A 21653-nucleotide genomic window follows, 5' to 3' on the forward strand; every position below is an offset into this window, starting at 1 on the left:
GGATCAGGATTCGGGAACAGTGCCGCAGGGGTCATGGGTAAGCGCGACAACAACGGTGTATTGATGGCGAACGTAATGTTCGTCACCAATCACGGCAGCCCGTTGCATCTGGATAAGGCAGGGATGTCGGTGCCTATCCTCCTCATATTCGCAGTCTGGTCGATGGGTACCGCACTGGCCATTTACGCGCTCGGATACGGCCCGGGGTTGCAGTGGATGAATCTCATGGCAGAACCCGTTCGGGGAGTAGCTCACGCATTGACCAGCCAGCTACCCATATCGCTGATCATGACGTTGTGCGTCACCGTCGGAGCCCTCTTTGCGGCAATATGCATCGCGAGGGGAATGGTTGCGAAGGGAATGACACAATTGCTATTCATGTTCTTTTTCGCGCTCATGTTGTTGGGGACGAAGCCTCTTAGTAGTCCGGTGGATGATATTGTCTCATCGACCGGTATCTTAGCGGAGGCGGGGGATGTCGGGGACATCGTGGCTTTGAGTCTGAACGGTGACAACAACCCCGATCCAGCCCAGCTGAATAAATCCATGGAAGCGACGGCGGTAACCAACGAGTTTAGCGACGTCGTTCAAGTGTGGAATTTTGGACACGTCCTCAAGGGTGCGTGTGCTGACGAGTGGGTTGCGGGCATGAATGCCCAGGATGAAGACAAGGTCATGAGTTCTTTGAAGACGTGTGACCCTGCAGCCCATCATTCCGCCGACAATCCGAGTGCTGGGCAGATCGCTACCGGCGTCCTTCTGTTGATTACGATGATCATTAATCTTGGGTTCAACTCGGCCTTCATGATTTCGATAATCGGGACGGGGCTGACTGCTGTCTATTGGGCACTCGTGGCAATGGTGAGTCTCATTTCCAGTGCGTATCTGCCCGGGCCGCCTCAGACCGTTGCGTTCCAAGGCTTTTTTCATGGAGCCTACTCCGCCGTCAAAATGGGCGGTTTAATAGGTCTAGTCGGTGCGTATCAGCTGTTCATGGGAGATCTGTACCAGCAGGCGCAAGGTAATACGATCCAGATCGCGATTGTTGCGGCGATATTCGAACTCGTCGCAGTCATTCGATACCGGAGATTGCTTCGAGCTTGGGGCAGCGCCGATTCCTGGTTCGTCAATGGTTTCGCTCTCGCGGGTCGGAACGGGATTCACTTCGGATTCGGTCCCAGTGGTGGCTCCGGTGGTGGTTCTGGAGGTGGAACCGCGCTGGGTATGGGTACCGCAGGCGCCAACGGGCACGGTCTCGGAATGCTCACCAGGGGTGCCGCCGTGGTGGCTGCTATCAACACCTCTCCGGTCGCTGAAGCATTCTTTCGTCGACAGCGCCCTTTGGGTAACATGTCTATTAAGCAGCGAAGAATGGCGGAATCGCAAGTGGGGGTATGGACGAAGGAAGGATTCGGCGGAGCCGGCGGCATCTATGTTCAATCCATGATGAATCGCGAGCTCTATGGATATGCAGCCCGCAAGGCGATCAAGAAGCACGGCGGCAACAAGTCGGCTCTGGGAATTTCAGCGGGCGTCCAAGCCATTGTCGACGCGGGTGGAGAGGCTGAGGCCGCATACGGTGTCCTATACGGCGGTGGCCTTGTCAAAAATAAAGAGATGGTTCATTACGCTGTGCGATCGTGGAATTGGGCCAAGGAGCATAGCGAGGACGAGACGTTGAAGTACAAAGGTCTCGGTCAGGTGGCTTCGGCATTTACGCAGGCTGAAAACAGTTTCCTTCGAATGATAAGAGGGGATGAAAACGGAAGGGTTGTCGAAACGGATATTGCAACCCTGCAGGCATCGGCATACCGGTTTCAACGATGGAACGAAGAAGAAATCCATCTTGAGGGTCAAGGTCTGTCATTGGCTCGGGAATACATGCGCGAACCGAGTAAACATCTATACTTGAGCATACAGAAACTGGAAAATGGAGACCCACTGGTTGAAACGGACTATCTTTACGGCAGAATTGTCAACGATGAAGTTCTGAACATTCGCAATAAACCTTTGAACATCGACAGGGATACCGCGGCGCGAATGACGACTTGGATTGCGAACTCACATCGGAAGGAAGTGGCCGGAGCAGCGGAAGCTGTCGTTGATGACGCCGGTGACAATCAAAAGTGGCGGCTATTGAGAAAATCGGTCAATGGCGCTCTAAATACGGATGCGTGGGCGTCGGGCACCAATAGGGTTCCGTTCCACTCGCCTCACCCGCCAGACTTTTCAAAGCCCGTCAACCCGTGGTGGCGGCGGTCGTTTTCTGCCAATAAAATCTCCCCTTAAGGGCACATCGAAATTGCGGCAGGCAATGGGTGCGGCAATTGCGTGGTTTTAATGCGTTGGCGTAACTTTTCGACACACGTTCACAGACTGTAAGGAGGGATCTCGATGCGCGGTCGCATCACCGGCCTCGCGGTCGTACCGGTCGGGGCTTTGGCAGCGGCAATAACCCTGGGCGGTGTCGGAGTTGCGCTGCTGGTGGGGTCCTCGATCTTCGGTGCGACGATGTCGGGGTGGGTGTCGAGCGATCTCCAGTACCAATGCGACAGCCAGGTCGGTGCGGATCCGTCGGGTGCCCAGACGACGTCGGTTGTGCCGACCAGCAACGCCGGTGTGGGTTCCGATTGGGCGGTGGATGTGCCTACCGAGAATCCATATGCGTCCCTCACACTCGACCCCGACGATACGGGCATCTCCAGCTACCAACGTGGATGTGTATCGGCCTTGAAATCAGCGCCCTACCAGCTGCCTCCGCTGCAGACCGTCAACGCAGGTTTTGCGGCTGACTGTGCGCGATCCCTTGCTCTGGCGCAGGTGAACCAGTTGGTTGCGGGAAGTCCTGGCGGCGTAGCAGGTTCCCCCGACGCTGCTGACAACCCCTTGGATAGCGCAGACTTGCAGAGATACGTGATATTCGAAGCATCGTCGGCAACAGCGAGTGGACATTGCGGAGAGCCTGGAGGTACGAACCCTGGCTCGGCGACAAGCCCGCGGCTGTCGGCATCGGATCTGATGCCCGCTGATCCTGGCTCATGCGCTCGGGTCCCGGGCGCAGCCTCCGGCCCTGGGAACCCAGCCGCGCTGCTTCCGAACTTCCTAGCAGGACAAGGGCTCTGCGGCCAGCGGGTTGATATTCGCGCCGCCTCCCCGGGCGACCTCATCTTTTGGAACTACTCCAACGGGGCGGCCACCAGCGGCGGTATCGTCGTTGGCCCCGCACAGATCGTCACAGCCGATCCGTCCTCCGGACGTGTAGTCGCGAGACCCATGCCGACCGGCCCTGACGTGCGGGTAAAGCGGGTTCTGAGCGGTGGCTCATGACAGAACAAGTAGGGGGCGTCGTGGAAGCGAAGGTCGCCACAGAGACCGACGGCGGCCAGGTAGCCGACAGCTCGGCAGACGCACAGACACCGTGGTCTCCGCAGCAGCGGTCTCGCAGATCGCCATCTGAAACCTCGGAGAGTGCTGGCATTTCGGGGCTGTCAGCGCGGCCAGGATCGCAGAATTCTGTGACCGGAGGATCCGGCGGCGATCTGAAATCGGGCGCGAATGTGGCCGTGACGGATTTCGCACGAGGCTCGGCGGCGAACTCAGCGTCGGGGAATCCTTTTCCCGTGGCAAGGCAGCAGGCTCCTGCGGAAAGCCAATGGGGTCCGGAGAGCAACCGGGCGTCCACCACCGCGCCCGATTCCGCGACCGCGGCGCATTCTCTGTCGTCGTCGGGGGTGCTGGGTGGATTGGTGGACCCGCAGGTGGTGGCGCAATGGGCGCCGGTAGCCGCCGGGACCGGAGCTGCGGCACTCGGTGCCCTGCCCATGCTGGCCCAAGCTTTGAGCGGCCTGGGCGGCGCACCATCAACCCGACCACCGGCTACCGACCCCACCAGCAGTACTGGTGGCAACGGTGCCGTCGCTCCCGTCTCGGGGGCAGGGCTGTCCCCGCAAGCCCAGAAGGCCATCCAAGTCCTGAAGCTGCTCGCCGCTGCCTACGGCACCGGTGCCACCAGTGACCCCGCTGTCGCCGCCCTTCGTCAACAACTGGGCATCCCCGTCACCGGCTACACCGGCAATGGCGCCACTGCCCTCACCGCCCAGCAGGTATACCAGCAGAACGCGGCCAAGGCTTTCACCGCACTCGACGACCAGCTCGCCACCGACCTCGTCAGCATGGCCGGTATCGCATCCACCGACCGCACCACCATCATCAACACCGTCGAACAGGTGCAAACCGCCATCAAAAGCCTCGGCACCCAGGTCTATACCCCCGCCGGTCAGCAAAAGGTCCACGACCTGCTCTACAGTGCGCTTACCACGGCCGCCAAAACTGCCGGTAACACCCACATGATCACACAAGCGCACGCTGCCGACATCAATACCCTCACCCACCAATTCCTCAACACTCTTGCCGGAAAAAGTAGCACTGGTTCAACATCTTCGAGTCCTGCTGTGGAGAAGGCGATTTCGGTTGCGGAGGCACAAATCGGCAAACCTTATGTTTGGGGTGGGGCAGGGCCTGACAACTTCGACTGCTCCGGACTTGTCCAGTACGCCTTGGCGGCTGCTGGTGTTCAAGTCCCGCACGGTGCGACCGATCAGTTCAACATGTTTCCCAAAGTCGATCCCTCCGCTATCCGTCCGGCAGATATCCGTCGAGGAGATCTCATCTTCCCCTCCGACGAAATCGATTCCACCGGCTACGTAAATCACGTCATGATCTACCTCGGAAATGGACAGTGCATCGCGGCATCCAATCCGTCGGTACCGGTCGGGGTGGTTCCTCTGCCGCCGGGTGGTTACAAGGCAGCTCGCTGGGCCTGACACTGCTTGTATTGCATTGTGCCGCATGGGTCATGCGGATCAACGACGAGATCATCGCGAGCGATGGCGTAGCGAACCGCGGCGAAAGAGGTCGTCGGCCGGGTTCCATATGTTCTGGTGGCCTGGACCGGTCGGCAGCTCCATGCGGTTTGCCGGGGCTGGTCGATGATCTGATCTCAGGTATCCCACCATGCAGCCTCCCGCCGCTCCACACGGATCACATAATCTCGACGTGCGGTCCCCAGATGCCAGTTCCCATTGGTGGGAATCATCGAGAATGGAGTCGACTGTGGTCGATCATTTTCCGTGATGGGAGTCCGGAATAGCACGACCGCGAAACCGCACGGAGTGGAGTACGTGGTCATATGGGCTGGTTCAAAGATTTGGCTGTCGGAGTAGTTACAGTCGCTGGCACAGTGGGTCTGAACTTGGCCTTTCCGGAGCTTCAGATCCCACTCAGACTTGCTGCTCCGCTGATCGGAGCTGCGGTCGGAGGGGTGACGACATTGATACAAACCGGCAGTCCGGGTGAAGCTTTCAAGGCCGCGGCAATGGTTGGTGCTGGCGTATTCGGCGGCATGACGGTGGGGGGGATGATGGGTAGGGAGGCTATCGGACAAGGTATATTCGGTGGAATCGGCGGTATGATTGCGGACCATTTCGCTCCCAGCTCCAGATCCGGTAGTTCCCCTACTGGCACTGCTCCAGGAAAGACGCAAACGCCCCCGCCCATTCCGGCTTCCCTTCCAACTCGTCCTGCAGGTGTGCAGTACAGAAATGTCGATTCGACTTCGGTGATACCGCTCGATTCCACCGGTAATCATCTCGGAACCGGGACGGTATCGGCGTGACGATGCCTGTGCTTCTGGTACCCGACAAATACAACAAGGCTGCGTGGCCAAACTCCCTGTCTATCTCCGGTCCCATGGAAGATTGGCTGGACCTCGATACGAAGGATGGCCTCAATGGGGGTATGCGGATCAATTGGGAGAGTTTTGGGAAGGGGGCCACGACACCGCCGCCCTCAAGCGGATCTGTTCCCCAAGTCGATATGAGCCAGGTCAGGGGTACCGGCGGGGGATCGGCGCTATTCGCGAATTATCTGCCGGTTGCGGAGCAGCTACGGCAAGCATACGACTCGATGCAAACATCTGAAGTGAAATTGCAGGCCCTGGTCAAGGGGGCCGATGATCAAAGGATTGCTGGGCAGAATCTGGTGGGGGACTTGATCCGAAACCTTGGTGTGCAAGCATCATACCCCCCTACCGGCGATGAGGGTGATGAGAACCATCACATAATGAACTATTTAGTAGCAGGATTGCATCAAGGGGCCAGTATCGTCGCTAACGCGACCGCTAATTTGAACTTGACGGGTGGTCAAGTGGCCGCTTCAACTACGGAACTCCAGGATATCGAGACCAAGCTGGCCAACCTTACAAATGTGGTCAATCAATTGGTTGCCAGTGGCGGGAATACTACGCCGCCTGGTTCCAGTTGGCCTTGGGATTCTTCGAGTTCCTTGGCGCCGAGCGCTACTTCCGATACTGCGTCGAACAGCGACGCCGCCCAGATCCAGAAGGCGATCAGCGACCTTCAGACCTCGCTGGGCAACCAAACGAATGCCCAGAATCCAACGAATGCCCAGAATCCAGTAAATGCGGGAATTCAAAACCCGGCGGCCAATGCGGGCGGCCTCGATTCCTCGCTCGGTTCCATCATGCCGTCGCTCCTCAGCAATGCTTTGGATCGGTCGAACGCCGACCCGGGGTTGAACAGCCCGCACAATCAGGACACGCCGGCACCGTATTTCGACCGTGGTCCGCAACCGGCGACTATGGTTCCGGCGGTCGCAGCACCACCTGGAACGAACGAACCGATGAAATCCGTGTCGGATTCGCAAACGCCAGCGTCTGCGACTCCTGCGCAAGGCCCGTCATCGACGCAGCCCGCCGGTGGCCCATCGGTCCCAACGCCGGGACCCGACGGACTCGTACCGTTCACCTTCCCGGATGGACGGACAAAGCAGGTTTGGCCGGTGGTATGGCAGGCATTGCAGGCGGCGTTCTCGGGTGGCGCCGACATCACCGATGCGCAGAAGGCGTACGCGGCGACGTCAGCGAAGTGGACGGACAGTAAGCACGCCGGAGACTCGGTCGATCCGTCTCAACTGTTCACCGGCTGCGTGGCCATCTTCGATAACTACACGGCCATTGTTGTCCCCTGGCCGGACAACGGCGGCAGCCTGGATCTCGTCGTCGATGGAAAGCTACAACCATTTTCGCCCCAGATGTCCGGCAAAGCAGGCGATTTCGGGCAATTCGGCGGGTTTGTGCGTCCCCACGGGGTCAATCCGATGGATGACAAGAGTGCCACCGCTCTACCTGCCGACGCGCCCATCCCGGGCGATCAGGTCGGCGCAGCGGCGGGGCCTACCATGGCTCCGGTTCCGGCCAATTGATGAGGCGAGGAGACCGTGGTAGCGCTGAATGTCGATCCGCAGATGCTCGCTGACGTCGCGTGGGCTGGCTAACGACTTCAATTTGTGAAGTCGACACGGCGCGATCGGCTTGAGGCCGCTGCCGGTGAAGCAGCCGTCCGTAGTGCAGGAGTGGCCCATCGCGTGAGTTCCGACAGAGTGAGGATGGTTCGCAGTCGAGCGTTCTGTGCGTACGTCTCCACCATTGGGAAGGATCGACAATGGGGTGCAAGCCAGAGGTGGAAAGGACGCGGCGATATGTCTGAGGGGATAGATATTGACCCCGAGTCGCTGGAGTTGTTGGCCCGGCGACACGATAGTGTCGCAGCCGACATCGTTGAATGGGCGAAGCCGCCTCAAGAGTGGCTGGACAACTTTCCCTCCGCATACGGAACGGTCGCCAATGGGGTGTACAAGGCGCTCCAGGGTTATTACGCCGCTCGGACACATGCCGCTGATGCACTGCGCCAACAGCATCTGAACACCGCCTACGGGTTGCGTAAGGCTTCAGCGGCGTACCAGCAGACAGACCACGACGGTGCGAGAGCTCTGAACAATATCGGCGATCGGTTCCAGATCCCGGATGCGAGGCCGGGCGGGCTGCCCTCTGGGTCGCCTCCACTGCACTCAGTCCCGGCGGCTTCCGCGCAGCATCCTGGAGGACCGGGTGGCGGTCCTGGAGGACCGGGCAGACCCAACGGCGGACCCGGCCCGGTCCCCATGCTCGAATCGCCTGGGTCACAAGCTAATTCACAAGACAACCCGGACAGCCCCCCGGTTCAGCCGCTGCACACCGTGGAGCATGGAACCACGCCCGGCGTAGGAATCGCGCCGCCCGCCGATGCCGGCGGGAGTGGCGGTGGCGGATCGTTCGCAGGCGGGCCTTCTGAGGACCGGCCGCCGCAGGCTCCACCGCCCGGGCATATAGCACCTGAGAACGGTGCCGACGTGTCGAGTGCCGGGTCCGCGCCATTCGCCGCGGCTGTGGCCGCAGCGGCCGGGAAGGCCGCCCGTCCGGTTGATGTCGTCGGCGATGACGTGAACGGTGATCTGATGCTGGCTCGAACGTTGCTCGGAGGTGTGCTGGCGGCAACGGAATCACTTGTCGGGATAGCGTGGGCTGTGTGTGTGCTGCGTGGTCCCGCCGGAGCGGGCCTCTTCATGACGTCGAACGAGGGTCGAGGGTGGTTGCCCGCCGGGTTGTTCCTGCCCCGTGAGATGTCGACACCGTGGCTGTGGGATGACTTGCTCGGTGTGCAGAAGACCGGCTCGCCATGGGAGGGTATCGCCGACCCAGCGCGCATACTCTCCGAGTTCGGAACGGCATGGGGCTCCAAGGCGAACGCGCGGATAACAGCGGTGGTGTCCTCCGGTCCGATCGACCCCGGTATGCGAGCCTCACTTCCCGACGTGGCGATGGAGGGGCTGGTGAACCCCTCGTCCGATCTCGATCTGCGGACGCAGATACCCGGAACCACCGACCGGCTCGGGCTGACTGGTTCGATCGATGCTCTAAAATCACTTGTGACAGTGGGCGATTCGGCAATCCGATCGCATTGTTTGGACCTGGCGGCAGACGCGCACGCCCAAGTCGCACGTTCGGTGCCGGTCTCGGCCGCGGCGACCCGTGGGCGCGTACTGCGTGACCGGATCGTCGCGACCCTGCGAGCAGGTGAACCGGTCACCGACGCGCTGTGGCGACAGCTACGAGATGCCGACGATCTTCTTGCCGCGGCAATGATTTCGCTCCGTACCGACGTCGGTGGGGTCGGTCTCGGCGAGATTCACGCCGACGATGCTGCGGCGAGACTGCGTGGAGTGGTGTTCGACCGACGGTGTAACGAATTGGTCCTGGGATTGGCCGGCGAATCGAATCGGCAGAGTTTGCGCGATGCGGTCTATGCCCACGAACAGGTAGTAGCCCATCCCGCGTTCGTGGCCGCTCCGGTGTCTGTCTCGGCGCATGTGCCCGCGCCGGTTACCGGTGACGGCTCGGTCACGGTGTCGGCCGATTACGCGAGGCCGGTCGAGAGATTGCGGGAGAAGGCGGACTCACCCGACGCAGACACGGGATTCGAATCACGATGACAGAGTGAGGAATTCGATCACGCGAACAAGGTCAGAAAGGTGTAGGCGTCAGCGATGAATTCGGACCGGCAGGACCCGGCGCCATCCGCACAGATTACGGCCGCCGTTGTCATCTGGCCCGGTAACGGGGGCACTATGGATGTTGTCGTCGATGGCAAGCTGCAACCATTCGCCCCCCAGATATCCGAGATGGCAGGCGATTTCGGCCGGTTGATGAGGTGAGAGCATGGTGGCGCTGAACGTTGACCCGCAGGCGGTCGTCGAAGTCGCGACTGGACTGGTCGGTTTGGCACGCAACACTGCGCGAGCGCTGCCGAGCGGGTGGGTTGTGCCTGCAGGCGCGGACCCGATCTCGGCCGAAACCGTGCCCGATCTGAACGCCCAGACGGCCGCATTGTTCAACCAGTTTCACGGCATTATGGCGCTGACGCATCAGACCGCCTATAGAACCGGTGCTTCGGCTGCTGCCTACAGTGCGGCAGATGAGATCGGTGCCCGGATGATCAATGGGAGCAGCGGCGATTCGGTCGTCAATCCTGTCGAGCCGCCCCAACAGCCGGTGTTGCTGCAGGCGCCGATATCGACCCTCCCCTCCGTTGGTGGGGCGGTCGATCCGCTGGTATTCGCTCGACAATTGCACACAGGCCCAGGACCCGGCCCTGCAAACGAGTTCGCCACGGCCGTCCGCGGTTTCCTCAGTGGTCCCCATAACACGGCCACCACGGGGATCGACAACGCGATAGCGGCTGTTCAGCAGTGGACACCGGTCGGCGGTGCCGTAGCTGACGAGCTGGGCGTATACCGGGGCCAGCTCGATGAGCTGGGAACGAACCTGACAGATTTGATCGGCAGGATCGAAACCTACAGCCAGGCCTTCGCCACTGCGAAGGCGAAACATCCGACACCGCAGGAGATTACCGCTACGCGCCAGGAACTGTCGGCGGCCATGCGTTCTAAGAATCAGTTTGCGATGCAGGATGCACTGGCGAAGTTCCGGGAGCAGCAAAGCCGCTCGTCAGAGACGATCGGCCAGTACACGGCGACGGTCAACACGAAGAATTCTACGGCGCCTACTCAAAGCACCGGTGCCAGCAGCGGAAACAGTGCCAGCAGCGGAAACGATCTCAGCATGATGGAGCAGATGCTGCCCTCGCTGATAAGCGCAATGAGCAGCAGCGGGCTCGGGTCGCTCAACCAGAATTCGAATCAAACCGTTGGCAGTCCGAGTGACTACCTTCCCAGCGACTACATCGACCCGAACAGTCTTACGCCATTGGACTCCGGTGGTGGTGGGGGCACGCCACTTGCAGATCCCGGCGGTCTGCCGACGGCAGATTCCGCACAGTCGGTAGCCGTGGGCCCCATGCCGATGATTGCCGCCGCAGCGACTGCCAGCACCTCGTTGCCCAGTTCCTCAGTGATCGAGCCACTCTCGACATCGGCGGTAGCTGCGTCGGCCGGCCGCTCCGCCGCGGGTTCGCCCTATATGCCGTACATGCCGACGACGCCCGGCGCGGGTGCGTCGGGCGGTGGCAGTGACCGGGCCAGAGTTGTCGCCTGGCACCCCGACCGTCTGATGTATGTCGATGACACACCACATACCGAGGCAGTCATCGGAGAGAAGCCGACGATCACACCCCTCACAACACCCGCTACGTCGGTGCCGCAAACGCCGGCCCAATCTTGAGGATCCGCATGAGCGATATCCACCCCGATGTGCAGGCAGCCCTCGACGCTGCTCGTGAGCTCCGCAACAAGATCGCCGATCTTCGTGAGCGTATCGACGGCATAAGAGCCCGCCGACCCTCCCCCAGCGGGGCCGTTATCCCCGAGGTAGACGCGTTGGGTCGGCTTACTGACCTCTATTTGGCACCCGGTACGGCGGCACGGTTCGACAACATGAAATTGATGGCTGAAATCATGGCCGCTATACGGGAGAGTACCGAAAGCGCCGCAAGTCAATACCGCACATTCATGGATCAAGCATCGTTGGACTCAGTCACGCCATCAGCTGACGTTGAGCACGCACCATGAACGAAACCTTCGACGTAACAGTTGTCGACGTGGTGCAGTGGCTGCACGACGAGGGTTTGATCCGCTTGGCCGGCCTTGCCGGGCGGCAGTCGAATCCAGTCGCCGCGTATGCCGTGGATATCGCCACCGGCACCGTGACTGCGTACCAGGTCAGCGCATCCGGCACCTCATCGCATGCGCTGACTGTGGTCGCCGACGAACTGCCAGACCCGGAGGGAACTGCCGAACGCCTGGTGGTGGTCGGTGTCACTGTTGCTGAATCCGTTCTGGTCGTGGATCTCTCGATCGCGAACGTCATGGCGATCAATGGTGATCGGCCGGAATTCGCGGCTCGCGCCTGGGCGCTACAACTATTACTCAATCCGGAGGTCACCATCACCACCAATAGTGCGCAATTGGCAATTGCCGATGAGCCGCGCTTTCGGCACACATTCATTCCCGGTGGGGGCACAACCGTCACCGTCGACGACACGCGGCCACCGGTCGCCACTATCGCGTTCAACCCTGTCGATGATCGACCGGATCGCCTCGATCTCGCTGCGGACGGTACAGGCGAGATGTATGTCGGCACACGCTTCTGGGCGCTACGCCGGGCATTGAGAGTAGACGACGACACCTGGACGGCACTTGCAGCGGATATGGCGACCCCGCCCGATGCCGAGTACGCAGTGGAGGGCGACTGATGACTGACAGGGAATCCCAGCTACCTGATGAGTTCGACCATCAGCAGCAAGTTGAGCCCGACTGGCGGCAGCTCACCTACGACGTGTTCAACCCGGATCACAGCGTGGGTGTCGCGTGCAACCGGGACGGTGAGGTAGTGGGCCTGCATATCACTGATGACGCCCGTGACAACGGTGACACCTGGCTGGCCGCCGAAATCGTCCGGCTCGCGCGCCTCGCGAACCTCAAGTCCCGGGTTGGGTTGCGAACCGAAATGGAGCAGAAGGGCAGCCACTCCTATACCGTCGACTCCTTCGACCTGCCCACCGACGCTTCCTACCGGGCTATCGAAGCCTCTGAATTCGGTTCGCCCGGCGCTTGATGGACCCGGAACCGGAGTGGACCTTGGCCGCGCAGCCCGAGGTCGACTAGCCGGAATGACCACCTGACGAGCGAAACTCCGGTAGGGCGACGGCCAAATCGGTGTCTGCGATGAATTCCCAATGCTGGGAAGGATCGACAATAGTCACGTAAGAGGTGGAAAGGACGCGGCGATGCCTGACGGGATTGATATCAACCCCGAGGAACTGTTATTGCTTGCGCAGCAACACAAGAAAATCGCAGGCGATGTCGCGGAATGGTCGAAACCACCGCAGGAGTGGCTGGACAACTTTTTGTCATCCTATGGCACGATCGCGAAGCCGGTGCATGACGCCCTCCTGGGCTACTACGATGCACGGCGGCAGGCTGGTGACGCGCTGCGTCAACACCATCTCGATACTCACGACTCGTTGCACAAAGCTGCGGCCGCATATCAGCAGACCGATCACGACGGTGCGAGGGTTCTGAACAATGCCGGCAATACAATCCAAAATTCGGGCGCGGCGTCCGGTGGGTTGCCGTCAGAACCGACTTCGCGCCACACGAACCCTACGGCGGCGCCACAGCACCCCCCATTGGTCGTTTCAGGCGGCGGACCCGGCGGTGGATCGGGCGGCGGACCCGGAAGTGGATCGGGCGGCGGACCCGGGGGTGGGCCCACCGGGCCGACCGCACCGGGCGGAGGACCGGATACTTCTGCTATCCCCAGATCGCCTGATTCACACAATGATTCGGGTGCCATGTTCGTGCCCCCACCTGCTGCCCCGGACCTAGGAACCGCAACCAGCATCGGGATCGTTCCACCTGCGGGAGCCGGACAGATTCCCGCGAGCGGACCCACGTCGCCTGAGGACAGCGCGCCAATGTCGGAAAATGCACCGTTGCCATTTGCCGCGGCTGTCGCCGCGGCTGCCGAGAAGGCCGCGCCGCCGGCCTATGTCGTCGGCGGCGAGGTGAACGGTGATCTGGTGCTCGTTCGCACACTATTGGCAAGTGCGCTCGCGGCTGCGGATTCACCGATCGGGATGGCGTGGGCGGTCTGCACCATGCGTGGCCCGGACGGCGCGGGAGTCTTCATTACGTCGAATGAAGGCCGGGGGTGGCTGCCGGCCGGGCTGTTCCTGCCGCGCCAGGTATCGACGCCGTGGCTGTGGGATGACCTGCTCGGTGTGGGGGAGGCAGGAACACCCTGGGAGGGTATCTCCGACCCGGCCCGCATCTTGGCCGAGTTCGGAGTGGCCTGGGGACCAAAAGCCAATGCGAAGCTGACTGCCTTGGTGTCGTCGGGTCCCATCGATCCCAGTCTACGAGCGGCACTGCCGGAGGTAGCGATGGAAGGGCTGGTAGAACCGTCTTTCGACGTCGATCTGCGGGTACACACACCCGGGACCGTCGACCGGCTGGGGCTCGCTGGATCGAATGCGGAGTTGGAATCCCTTGCGGCAACTGAAGACACGGCAGTTCAATCCCGTTGTTCGGAGTTGGCCGCCGACGCGCACGCACAATTGGCACGATCGGTGCCGGCGTCAGCGGAAGTGGCAGCCGCTCGCGTGCTGCGTGAGCGGGTCTTGGCGATTTTGCAGGCGGGTCAAACGGTTCCGGGGGACATGTGGGAACAACTACGAGACGCGGATGGTCTACTCGCCGCTGCGATGATCGCTCTTCGCGTCGACGTGGGCCGGGTCGAACTCGGCGTAGTCCGCACGAATGACGAGGCGGCGAGATTGCGAGGACTGGTCTTCGAACGACGCTGCAACGAACTGGTTCTGGCACTGGAGGAAGAATCGACGCGCCAGAGTTTGCGCGATGCGGTTTATGCCTACGACCAGGTGACAGGACACCCGGCGTTCGTGGCTGCACCGCCGAGCGTTTCCGCCGCCGCGGCGCCGCCGCCAGTCTCTGGTGTCCGCGCGGTGTCTGCGCCGCTCGGTGCGATGCCCGCCGACGGGGTGCAGAAGGCCATCTCACCGAATGAGGACCCAGGCACCGTGTCACGGTGAAAGAGTGAGGAATCCGATCATGCCATCGAGGCAAGTACGTGAGTGGCGGAGATGAATTCGCCGGATCCGATGCCATGGCCCCCCGTTGATCCGGAGCCCGTTCCGTTCTTCGGTTCGCACGCGCAGACGCATCCAGCTTCCGGCGCTTCGGTCTTGCAACCAGGTCAATCGCTCGCCGCCGGGCAGTGGCTGAAAAATGGTGACTACAGATTGACCTACTACCCATCGGGGCAGTTGGTGTTATCGAGCAACGATCGGGGGGTCCTGCAAACGTGGACACCGACACTGGCATCCGAGAAAGACTTCGCCGCTCTTGGCCGTAACGCCAGCGAACTGCGCGTCGATCCCGCGGGCCGGCTCTATATCGCCGGCAGGGACGGCAGCATTCTGGGCACAATGGATGGCAGCAACATCGCTACGATTCTGACCGATTTCTACCCGGCATTAAAAGACCCGATAGACGCGGACGGAAGCTCGCCGCCGACGACGACGCCAGGTATAACGCTCATGCAAGACGGTCACGTCCTTGTCGACCCCAGCGAAAGTTATGCCGGTTCATATCTCAATGATCCTTCGAAGTACCCAGAATCCACGGACTTTTACCTCGTTGCCCCGCTGGGGGCAAGCCAGAATCTGCGGTTCATCATCCACTCAGCGGAGGCCGTGGGCGCCAAAATGATCCATCCGCTGAGGATGAAGGACCCCGAGGCTCCTCCAGTCAATCCAGACACGCCGGCTACCAATCCCGTAGAAATGTTGACGGCGGCGGGGATGTTCAATCCGGACGACCATTCGGTGATGCTGAATAGCTACAAGGATAGTGAACCGTCAATAAAGGCTGTAGTCCTCCAGATTCAACATAACAACAAATTGGTAGCTATTACTGCGAAAAACGTTGGAGACGATATAGGGAAAACGGTGGGGTTAATTGATCTCCAGAGATCACTCCTTAACATAGTCCTGACGGTTTCTCAATTGACAAGTGTTCATCCGAAATATCAATCCGTAGGGAACACAGGAAACGAAACATGGGACAATCTGCTTCCGCCCGCTGTCGAGACCAACTTGATCGAGGGCGTTGGCAAGCTTCTGGTGGACACCGAGAGCAAAGTCAATGCACTCATGGCGAGGATTCATGCCGCGGCACAAGCTACGCCTCCTACGCCGCCGACTCCTCCTACGCCGCCGTCGCCTCCTACGCCTCCTACGCCGCCGTCGCCTCCTACGCCGCCGTCGCCTCCTACGCCGCCGACGCCTCCTACGCCGACGCCTCCTACGCCGCCCGCCGACGGGAGCCCTGTTTTCCAACCCGGTGATCTCGGGCTTAGTCCCGATAGTTCCGGTGCAAGTCCAGTAACCGCGAGCGACATCGCATCGGTGTTCCAATCGCTTGCGGACAAAATTAGCGCCACGCCCTCGAACGGAGCGGCTACCAGTGGTGGCACAAGCGCAGCGAATACCGGCTCGAGTGGTACGACTGCAAGCAACAGTGGAGCGTCGGGGGATTCAGGAATTTCGCAGATTCTTATGATGGGGGCGATGATCCTGCCGCAGATCGTCTCGGGATTGACGAAGGCTCTCGAACAGCCGTCGAACGAAAATGGCAACCCGAACAAGCCCGATAATCGTAACGACAATGCACAGCAACCCGACCCAGGGGCGCAGCAGGCCGGCACGCCTACTCAGCCCGATGCACCCAACGCCGTGTCGGCCGACAACCCGACGCCTCAACCGGCCACTGGGTCCAAGCCAGGAGTCGACATGTCCTACCAGGACGGTGCGGTCAAACGAACGCAACGCGTTTCGCTGGCTGTTAACCAAGCTTGTCAAAAGGAATGGAACGACTCGAACGGATCGAATGCCGTGGACGCCTACAGAGGCACGGCCGGTGCAGAATCGCCCGGCAGTAAGCCATGGACCTGGATCGGCCAAGACCAACTTCATACCGGTGACGTGGTTCAGTGGGCGAAGGGCTCAGCGTTGGTGATCTGTGACGACACCGGTGTACGGATCATCTACCAGGGAAATCTGCTTCCGCTGGACCCGAACAACCCGCCCAATGGCTCCTACGGCGCATTCCAGGGCTACCGCCATCCCACCGGCGCCGACCTCACCGACAACACCCTGGTGTCGCCACCGCCACCGAACTCCGCTGCGTCCGTTGTGGCCTGATCAGCGTCTGCTGGCATTCGGCGGTGGCCTGGCTCTGACTGAGGGCTTCGTACACGATCGGTTGCAGCGGGTCGTCGACATTCGATGGCAGCATGGGTACTCCACGTTCCAATAGGTCCACCGCGGTTCGAATTTAACTTTGCGCCAGCCCGATGCAAATCTTCAGAGCGGGAGATGCACCCGGCGGTACGGTCAATGGTTCCCCGGCATTGCTGTCGTTACCGGCAGCGGAATCACTGACCATTACTGCCGCCCTCTGGCTCTCGTACCCGATCTTCTAATCTTCCCCGGACTGGGAAGTGTACGGTTCAGCCGCTTTGCCGTTGCGGCATAGTCGATGTGTTTCGGAGTAATAGAACGCAGTTGGATGAATGGCACGCGTGGTGAACTAATGATGGGGTCGATCGGATGTCATCGATTGTGACGGACAATTTGCGGGGTGTGCTCGTGGCTCTTCTCGGACTATATGGGGAAGGGTTGCCCGATGCCGTCCACACCCCGGCCACGGTCCCTACGGTCGCCGATACTCTCCCCGGCCTCAGCGGGTTCGCCACGAATGGCTACGGTGACGCACGCTCCATGCAGGCATCGATCGCCGAATCACATTCGGGCAGAGATGTTCTCGTGCACGGGGTCGTAGCCGAGGCCGGTGGAGGGGTGCTGGCCGGCCGCAAGCTCATGGCCGATCAACTCGCCGATTTTCAAACGCGTGCGCAGGCTATCGGCGCGATCGCTGATACCCGATTCAGCGGGCGTGCTCTGTTGGATGCGGCCCGGAATGCGATCTCGAACGCGACCAGGCAGGTCGATGCGGACACGATGGCATCGAGGCAGCGAGCGGCGCAGATCGTGCCCGTAGCCCAGGTGCGACAGTCGATCCGACCGATCGCACACGTCGCCTCCCCCCGTAGAAGCCAGTCGCGTCGCCGATTTCGAATGCCGTCGGACGGAACTGCGGGCGGTCAGGCTGTTCAGGCTGCGAGCTCATGGCTCGGTAGCCCCTATGTCTGGGGTGGCGGCGGAGCGCACGGTCCGAGCGGTGGTGGCTTCGACTGCTCCGGACTCACTCAGTACGCGGTCGCTCAAGCATCAGATGGCCGTGTAGTACTTCCTCGCACTACCTACGATCAACTCCACAGCGGCATCCGGGTGCCGATACAAGACGTACGTCCCGGGGATCTGGTGTTCCCGGCCGGTTCATTCAGTGCCCGGGGGCCTGAGCATGTCCAGCTCGCCGCCGGCCATGGCATGGTCATCGAGTCGCCGCATTCTGGTGCGACCGTGCGGTGGACGCCTATGCCTGCCAAAGCAGTTGTGGTGCGGGTGTTGTGAGCGCTCGAGGTTGTTCTCGTTGCATCGAAAAGTGACCGGTGCATGGCACAGCACCGGCCACTTTTCACGGAACCACGCAGAGTGACCGCGGTGACCACTGATGATCGCAGCTCGCTAGATGCGGCAGCGGGTACCGCTTACCTCGGTGACCGCCGCCAGTGGGGTTGGGCTGTCGGGATGAGGAGACCGGCGACCCGTATGTAACGTAACGCTAGATAGCGGCTCTTTCAAGAGAGGCTCGACAATTGGCGGCAAATTGGAGGTGTCTTCTTGCGGACAGCAATCGGTTCCCCAATGATGGGAACACCGTTGTGTCAGTGACCTGCTGCCGCTGTCTATCGTTCCGTCAGGCGAGATCGGCGGAAGGAAAGCCCGAGTTGTCAGCGGCCGAGGACGCGTTCTATACCGGGGTGCAAAGTCTCGGATTGATCGTTGGAGGAGTACGGAACGAGCGGCATGCGCTGGCGGGGTTTCGTGCGGCGACCGATCTGGATCCTGATATGTGCGATGCGTGGTTGGGCCGGGCGATGGCGGGTGAGGTCACCGGCGAGGTGATCTACGGGGCCTATCGGTCGATGCACAACCTGTATCGAGACCAGCAGCGTGCCGGACTGGTCGACCGGTCCCTGTGGTCTCAGGCCGAGATCGGCATCTACGGGTTGCGGGTCACCATGGCCGATCGCGACCAGATCGCCGTGGCCCAGGCATGTCAGTATGCCGACGGCGGCGAATGGCAGGAGGCTGTCGCGGTTCTCGATCAGATACCGCGCGATGATGTAGCCGAGTTCGTTCGGATGTCGTTGTTCTTCCGGACCAAGCGATGGTTCGAGGTGCTCGCCGCTCGCGGCGCGAAGCCGGTGCTCGCCGACGGACTGCTCGACATCGCCGCCGAATTGATGGCGGCTCGTTCGTTGGCGCACCTGGGGCGCTTCGACGAAGCTCTGCCGACTACGCGGCGGATCGTCGATGACTCGTCGTCAGGGAATCTCTCCTATATCTGGGCCGATGCGCACTTCTTGCTCGGAATGCTGTTGCGGCACACCGGGGATCAGGAGGGGGCGGACCGGATCTTGACGGGCTTGCAGGGCTCGGCGTTGTGGTCGCAGCGCGAGGAATGGCAGAGTGCGGTTCGAGACCGGACGTATCGGCTCGAAATCACTACTGCCGCGATCCTCGCCTCACGCACCGACCAATGGAACCCCGGATCCGGCGACGATCCGACGGAGGCCGCCGCGTCGGCCGCCCGCGTCGGCCGCGAGTCACTCCTCGCGGAGGCATCCGAGTTGCTTCGATCGCAGATCGGCATGGAGTCGGTCAAGGAGCAGATCGATCGCCTGAAATCGGGCGTACTCATGGATCAGGTACGGGCCCAGCGTGGGCTGGCAGTGGATTCGCGTTCACACCATCTCATCTTCTCGGGACCACCGGGCACGGGCAAGACCACCATTGCCCGGGTGATCGCCAAGATCTTCGCGGGACTCGGTGTCGTGGAGAATGCCGAGGTCGTCGAGGTGTCTCGCACCGACCTGGTGGGCACTCACCTGGGTCACACCGCGCCGAAGACCAATGCGCTGATCGACAGCGCGTTGGGCGGGGTCCTGTTCATCGATGAGGCCTACACCTTGATTCAGGAGGGCTTGGGGGGCGGGGATGCCTTCGGTAAGGAAGCAGTCGACACCCTGTTGGCGCGCATGGAGAACGACCGCCACAAGTTGGTGGTCATCATCGCGGGCTACGAGGATCAGATCGATCGCTTCCTGACTTCGAACGACGGGCTGGCGTCCAGGTTCACCAAACGGGTCCGGTTCTCCAGCTACAACGCCGACGAACTGGTGCAGATCGCCGATCATATTGCCGGCAAGAAGGATTCGATCCTTTCCGAATCGGCCATCGAGGTGCTCCGCGCCCGCTGCGCCGAGTTACTAGAGCAGTCCCGTGATGGTCGTCGGCTGATCGATCTGGTCGGCAACGGACGGTTCGTGCGTAACGTGATCGAGGCCGCAGAGGCAGAACGCGATTACAGATTCACCCGAGAAGACGCCGACCTCACACAGTTGACAGATGAAGAGCTGATGACCCTCTCCGCGGCAGATCTGACTGCCGCGTTGGCGGGCCTGACGCCGATGGCGTAATGCTGTGGCGCGCTTCCGGGTTGTGACCAAACACCAGATCTCCGGGTGGCGATTTCTGCTCCGGCGGATCGAGCATGCCGTGGTGCACCGCGATGCCTCGATGATCGACGATCCGCAGCGAGGAAGATCCACTGCGCTGTCGGTCGGCCTCGCGCTGGCCTGTCTGGTTCTCGCGGGGGCCGCCGTGCTGGCATTCTTCAAGCCGGCCAAGCAGATCGGTGAAACGCGAATCGTCGCCGAGAAAGACACTGGAGCGCTCTACGTACATCTCGGCGACCGCTTGTATCCGGCGTTGAATCTGACCTCGGCGCGATTGATCGTCGGCTCCCCCGACAATCCGGTGCCGGTGTCGAGTGACGAGCTGGCGAAATATCCGCGCGGGCCGCTGGTGGGGATACCCGGGGCGCCCGGAGCGATCGTCGAGTCCGGTGACCGCAATTCGTCGTGGGCTGTGTGTGACACCGCTCGAACGGGCGCGACCGCCCCGTTGAATCCCCAGACAGGGCTGCCGACCAAGGTCAATCCGGCGGTATCGACAACCGTGATCGGGAGCCCACTGACCATCGACGGCGACGCGACGCGACCGCTCGCTGAGGGTGAGGCCCGGCTCCTGCGCGACGACACCGCCACGTGGCTCGTCTACGCCGAACATGACGGGGGGATCGTCCGTGCCGCAGTCAATCTGGGGGATTCGGCCGTCATCCTCGCGCTGGGTATCGACGCCACCGCACCCGTTGTCCAAGCCTCCAAGGGCTTGCTCGATGCGATCCCCGAGGCGCCGCCGATTCATGTGCCCGACGTTCCTGATGCCGGATCGGCGATCACTGTGGCATCAGGGTTGTCCGTCGCGGTCGGCGGGGTGCTCACTGCGACCGCACCCGATCGCGGCGAGTCCTACTATGTGGTATCGAAATCGGGGTTCGTGCAGGTGAGTCCGTTGCTGGCAGCCATATTCCGCAACGCCGACTCCCACGGAGCGACTTCGGCGACGTCTGTGGAGCCGGACGTGATCGCGGCGAATCTGCGCCCGGGCAACTGGCCCGGAACCGCGACCTACCCGACGCGAGGGGTTCGAATCGTGAATCCCGACGCGCTCGGCGTCACCTGTTATACGTGGGCGAGCGGCGGCGAGCACCGCGCGCTCACGGGACTCGTGGTCGGCCGGCAACTACCGTTGACCGGCCAGGAGCAGCGCCAGGTCGTGAATCTGGTAACCGCGGCGACCTCGCAGGGAAATACTGCCGACTCGGCTTTCGTGGTTCGTAATACCGGCCGGTTCGTTCAGGTCACAGGTACGGACCCGGGTTCTCCGCTGCGGGAGTCGCTGTATTGGATCTCCGACAGCGGTGTGCGGTACGGGCTCGATGCGCAACCTCAATCTGGCAGTGACAGCACATTGACCGCATTGGCACTACAAGCGCCGATCACCGCGCCCTGGAGCATCGTTTCGCTGTTCGCCATAGGTCCGACCCTCTCACAGCGAGAGGCACGTGTCGCGCACGACGGCCTTCCTCCGGACAAGGTTGTCGCGGGGTTGGGTGGTGGGTCGTGA

14 protein-coding genes and 1 pseudogene are annotated in these 21653 nt (G+C 61.5%); 14 read left to right on the forward strand and 1 reads right to left on the reverse strand.

Features of this window, described 5'->3' with window-relative positions:
* The first annotated feature begins 33 nt into the window (after positions 1-33).
* The 11 genes and pseudogenes from JWN03_RS42165 to JWN03_RS42210 all read left to right on the forward strand — a co-directional run bounded on the left by JWN03_RS42165 (position 34) and on the right by JWN03_RS42210 (position 16637).
* Entirely contained in the window at positions 34-2289 is a 2256-nt protein-coding gene (locus JWN03_RS42165) for a hypothetical protein (protein ID WP_297628008.1), read from the forward strand.
* A 1226-nt stretch (positions 2290-3515) separates the two neighbouring features.
* The gene (locus JWN03_RS42170; protein ID WP_297628011.1) at positions 3516-4823 is read left to right on the forward strand and encodes a C40 family peptidase; all 1308 of its coding nucleotides are present in this window, start codon (positions 3516-3518) and stop codon (positions 4821-4823) included.
* A gap of 847 nt (positions 4824-5670) precedes the next feature.
* Positions 5671-7281, forward strand: a complete 1611-nt coding sequence (locus JWN03_RS42175) for a hypothetical protein (RefSeq protein WP_297628012.1) — start codon at positions 5671-5673, stop codon at positions 7279-7281.
* A gap of 276 nt (positions 7282-7557) precedes the next feature.
* Positions 7558-7842, forward strand: a pseudogene (locus JWN03_RS45700) (type VII secretion target); the annotation flags it as partial.
* A gap of 405 nt (positions 7843-8247) precedes the next feature.
* Complete coding sequence (locus JWN03_RS42180; RefSeq protein ID WP_297628014.1) at positions 8248-9387, forward strand: hypothetical protein; 1140 nt, start codon at positions 8248-8250, stop codon at positions 9385-9387.
* 226 nt (positions 9388-9613) lie between these two features.
* On the forward strand, positions 9614-11074 hold the full coding sequence (locus tag JWN03_RS42185) for a PPE domain-containing protein (RefSeq protein WP_297628016.1): 1461 nt from the start codon (positions 9614-9616) through the stop codon (positions 11072-11074).
* Positions 11075-11082: 8 nt separating this feature from the next.
* Positions 11083-11421, forward strand: coding sequence for a YbaB/EbfC family nucleoid-associated protein (locus JWN03_RS42190; RefSeq protein ID WP_297628018.1), 339 nt, complete (start codon positions 11083-11085; stop codon positions 11419-11421).
* Positions 11418-12104, forward strand: a complete 687-nt coding sequence (locus tag JWN03_RS42195) for a hypothetical protein (protein WP_297628020.1) — start codon at positions 11418-11420, stop codon at positions 12102-12104. Before JWN03_RS42190 ends, JWN03_RS42195 begins: the two co-directional genes overlap by 4 nt.
* Positions 12104-12466, forward strand: coding sequence for a hypothetical protein (locus JWN03_RS42200; protein ID WP_297628022.1), 363 nt, complete (start codon positions 12104-12106; stop codon positions 12464-12466). Before JWN03_RS42195 ends, JWN03_RS42200 begins: the two co-directional genes overlap by 1 nt.
* 172 nt (positions 12467-12638) lie before the next feature.
* Positions 12639-14465 carry a type VII secretion target gene (locus JWN03_RS42205; protein WP_297628023.1) on the forward strand — a complete coding sequence of 609 codons (1827 nt, stop codon included), beginning with the start codon at positions 12639-12641 and terminating at the stop codon, positions 14463-14465.
* A 42-nt stretch (positions 14466-14507) separates the two neighbouring features.
* On the forward strand, positions 14508-16637 hold the full coding sequence (locus JWN03_RS42210; RefSeq protein ID WP_297628024.1) for a hypothetical protein: 2130 nt from the start codon (positions 14508-14510) through the stop codon (positions 16635-16637).
* Between the two features lie 600 nt (positions 16638-17237).
* Here the strand turns inward: JWN03_RS42210 and JWN03_RS42215 are convergent.
* Positions 17238-17531 carry a hypothetical protein gene (locus JWN03_RS42215; protein ID WP_297628038.1) on the reverse strand — a complete coding sequence of 98 codons (294 nt, stop codon included), beginning with the start codon at positions 17529-17531 and terminating at the stop codon, positions 17238-17240.
* 42 nt (positions 17532-17573) lie between these two features.
* Between JWN03_RS42215 and JWN03_RS42220 the strand changes: the two genes are divergently transcribed.
* From JWN03_RS42220 to eccB, 3 genes are all read left to right on the forward strand, one after another.
* The gene (locus JWN03_RS42220; RefSeq protein ID WP_297628036.1) at positions 17574-17969 is read left to right on the forward strand and encodes a C40 family peptidase; all 396 of its coding nucleotides are present in this window, start codon (positions 17574-17576) and stop codon (positions 17967-17969) included.
* 377 nt (positions 17970-18346) lie between these two features.
* Complete coding sequence (eccA, locus tag JWN03_RS42225; RefSeq protein WP_297628025.1) at positions 18347-20101, forward strand: type VII secretion AAA-ATPase EccA; 1755 nt, start codon at positions 18347-18349, stop codon at positions 20099-20101.
* 22 nt (positions 20102-20123) lie between these two features.
* Positions 20124-21653 (forward strand): type VII secretion protein EccB, encoded by a 1530-nt coding sequence (gene eccB, locus JWN03_RS42230; protein WP_297628027.1) that lies wholly within the window; start codon positions 20124-20126, stop codon positions 21651-21653.

This window comes from Nocardia sp. (assembly GCF_025465275.1).
Classification (GTDB): domain Bacteria; phylum Actinomycetota; class Actinomycetes; order Mycobacteriales; family Mycobacteriaceae; genus Nocardia.

What these genes read in the sequence shown, in the direction of transcription:
- JWN03_RS42165 (WP_297628008.1), top strand. Translation starts at nt 34, where the DNA reads ATGGGTAAGCGCGACAACAACGGTGTATTGATGGCGAACGTAATGTTC.
- JWN03_RS42185 (WP_297628016.1), top strand. Translation starts at nt 9,614, where the DNA reads ATGGTGGCGCTGAACGTTGACCCGCAGGCGGTCGTCGAAGTCGCGACT.
- JWN03_RS42190 (WP_297628018.1), top strand. Translation starts at nt 11,083, where the DNA reads ATGAGCGATATCCACCCCGATGTGCAGGCAGCCCTCGACGCTGCTCGT.
- JWN03_RS42195 (WP_297628020.1), top strand. Translation starts at nt 11,418, where the DNA reads ATGAACGAAACCTTCGACGTAACAGTTGTCGACGTGGTGCAGTGGCTG.
- JWN03_RS42200 (WP_297628022.1), top strand. Translation starts at nt 12,104, where the DNA reads ATGACTGACAGGGAATCCCAGCTACCTGATGAGTTCGACCATCAGCAG.
- JWN03_RS42205 (WP_297628023.1), top strand. Translation starts at nt 12,639, where the DNA reads ATGCCTGACGGGATTGATATCAACCCCGAGGAACTGTTATTGCTTGCG.
- JWN03_RS42220 (WP_297628036.1), top strand. Translation starts at nt 17,574, where the DNA reads ATGCCGTCGGACGGAACTGCGGGCGGTCAGGCTGTTCAGGCTGCGAGC.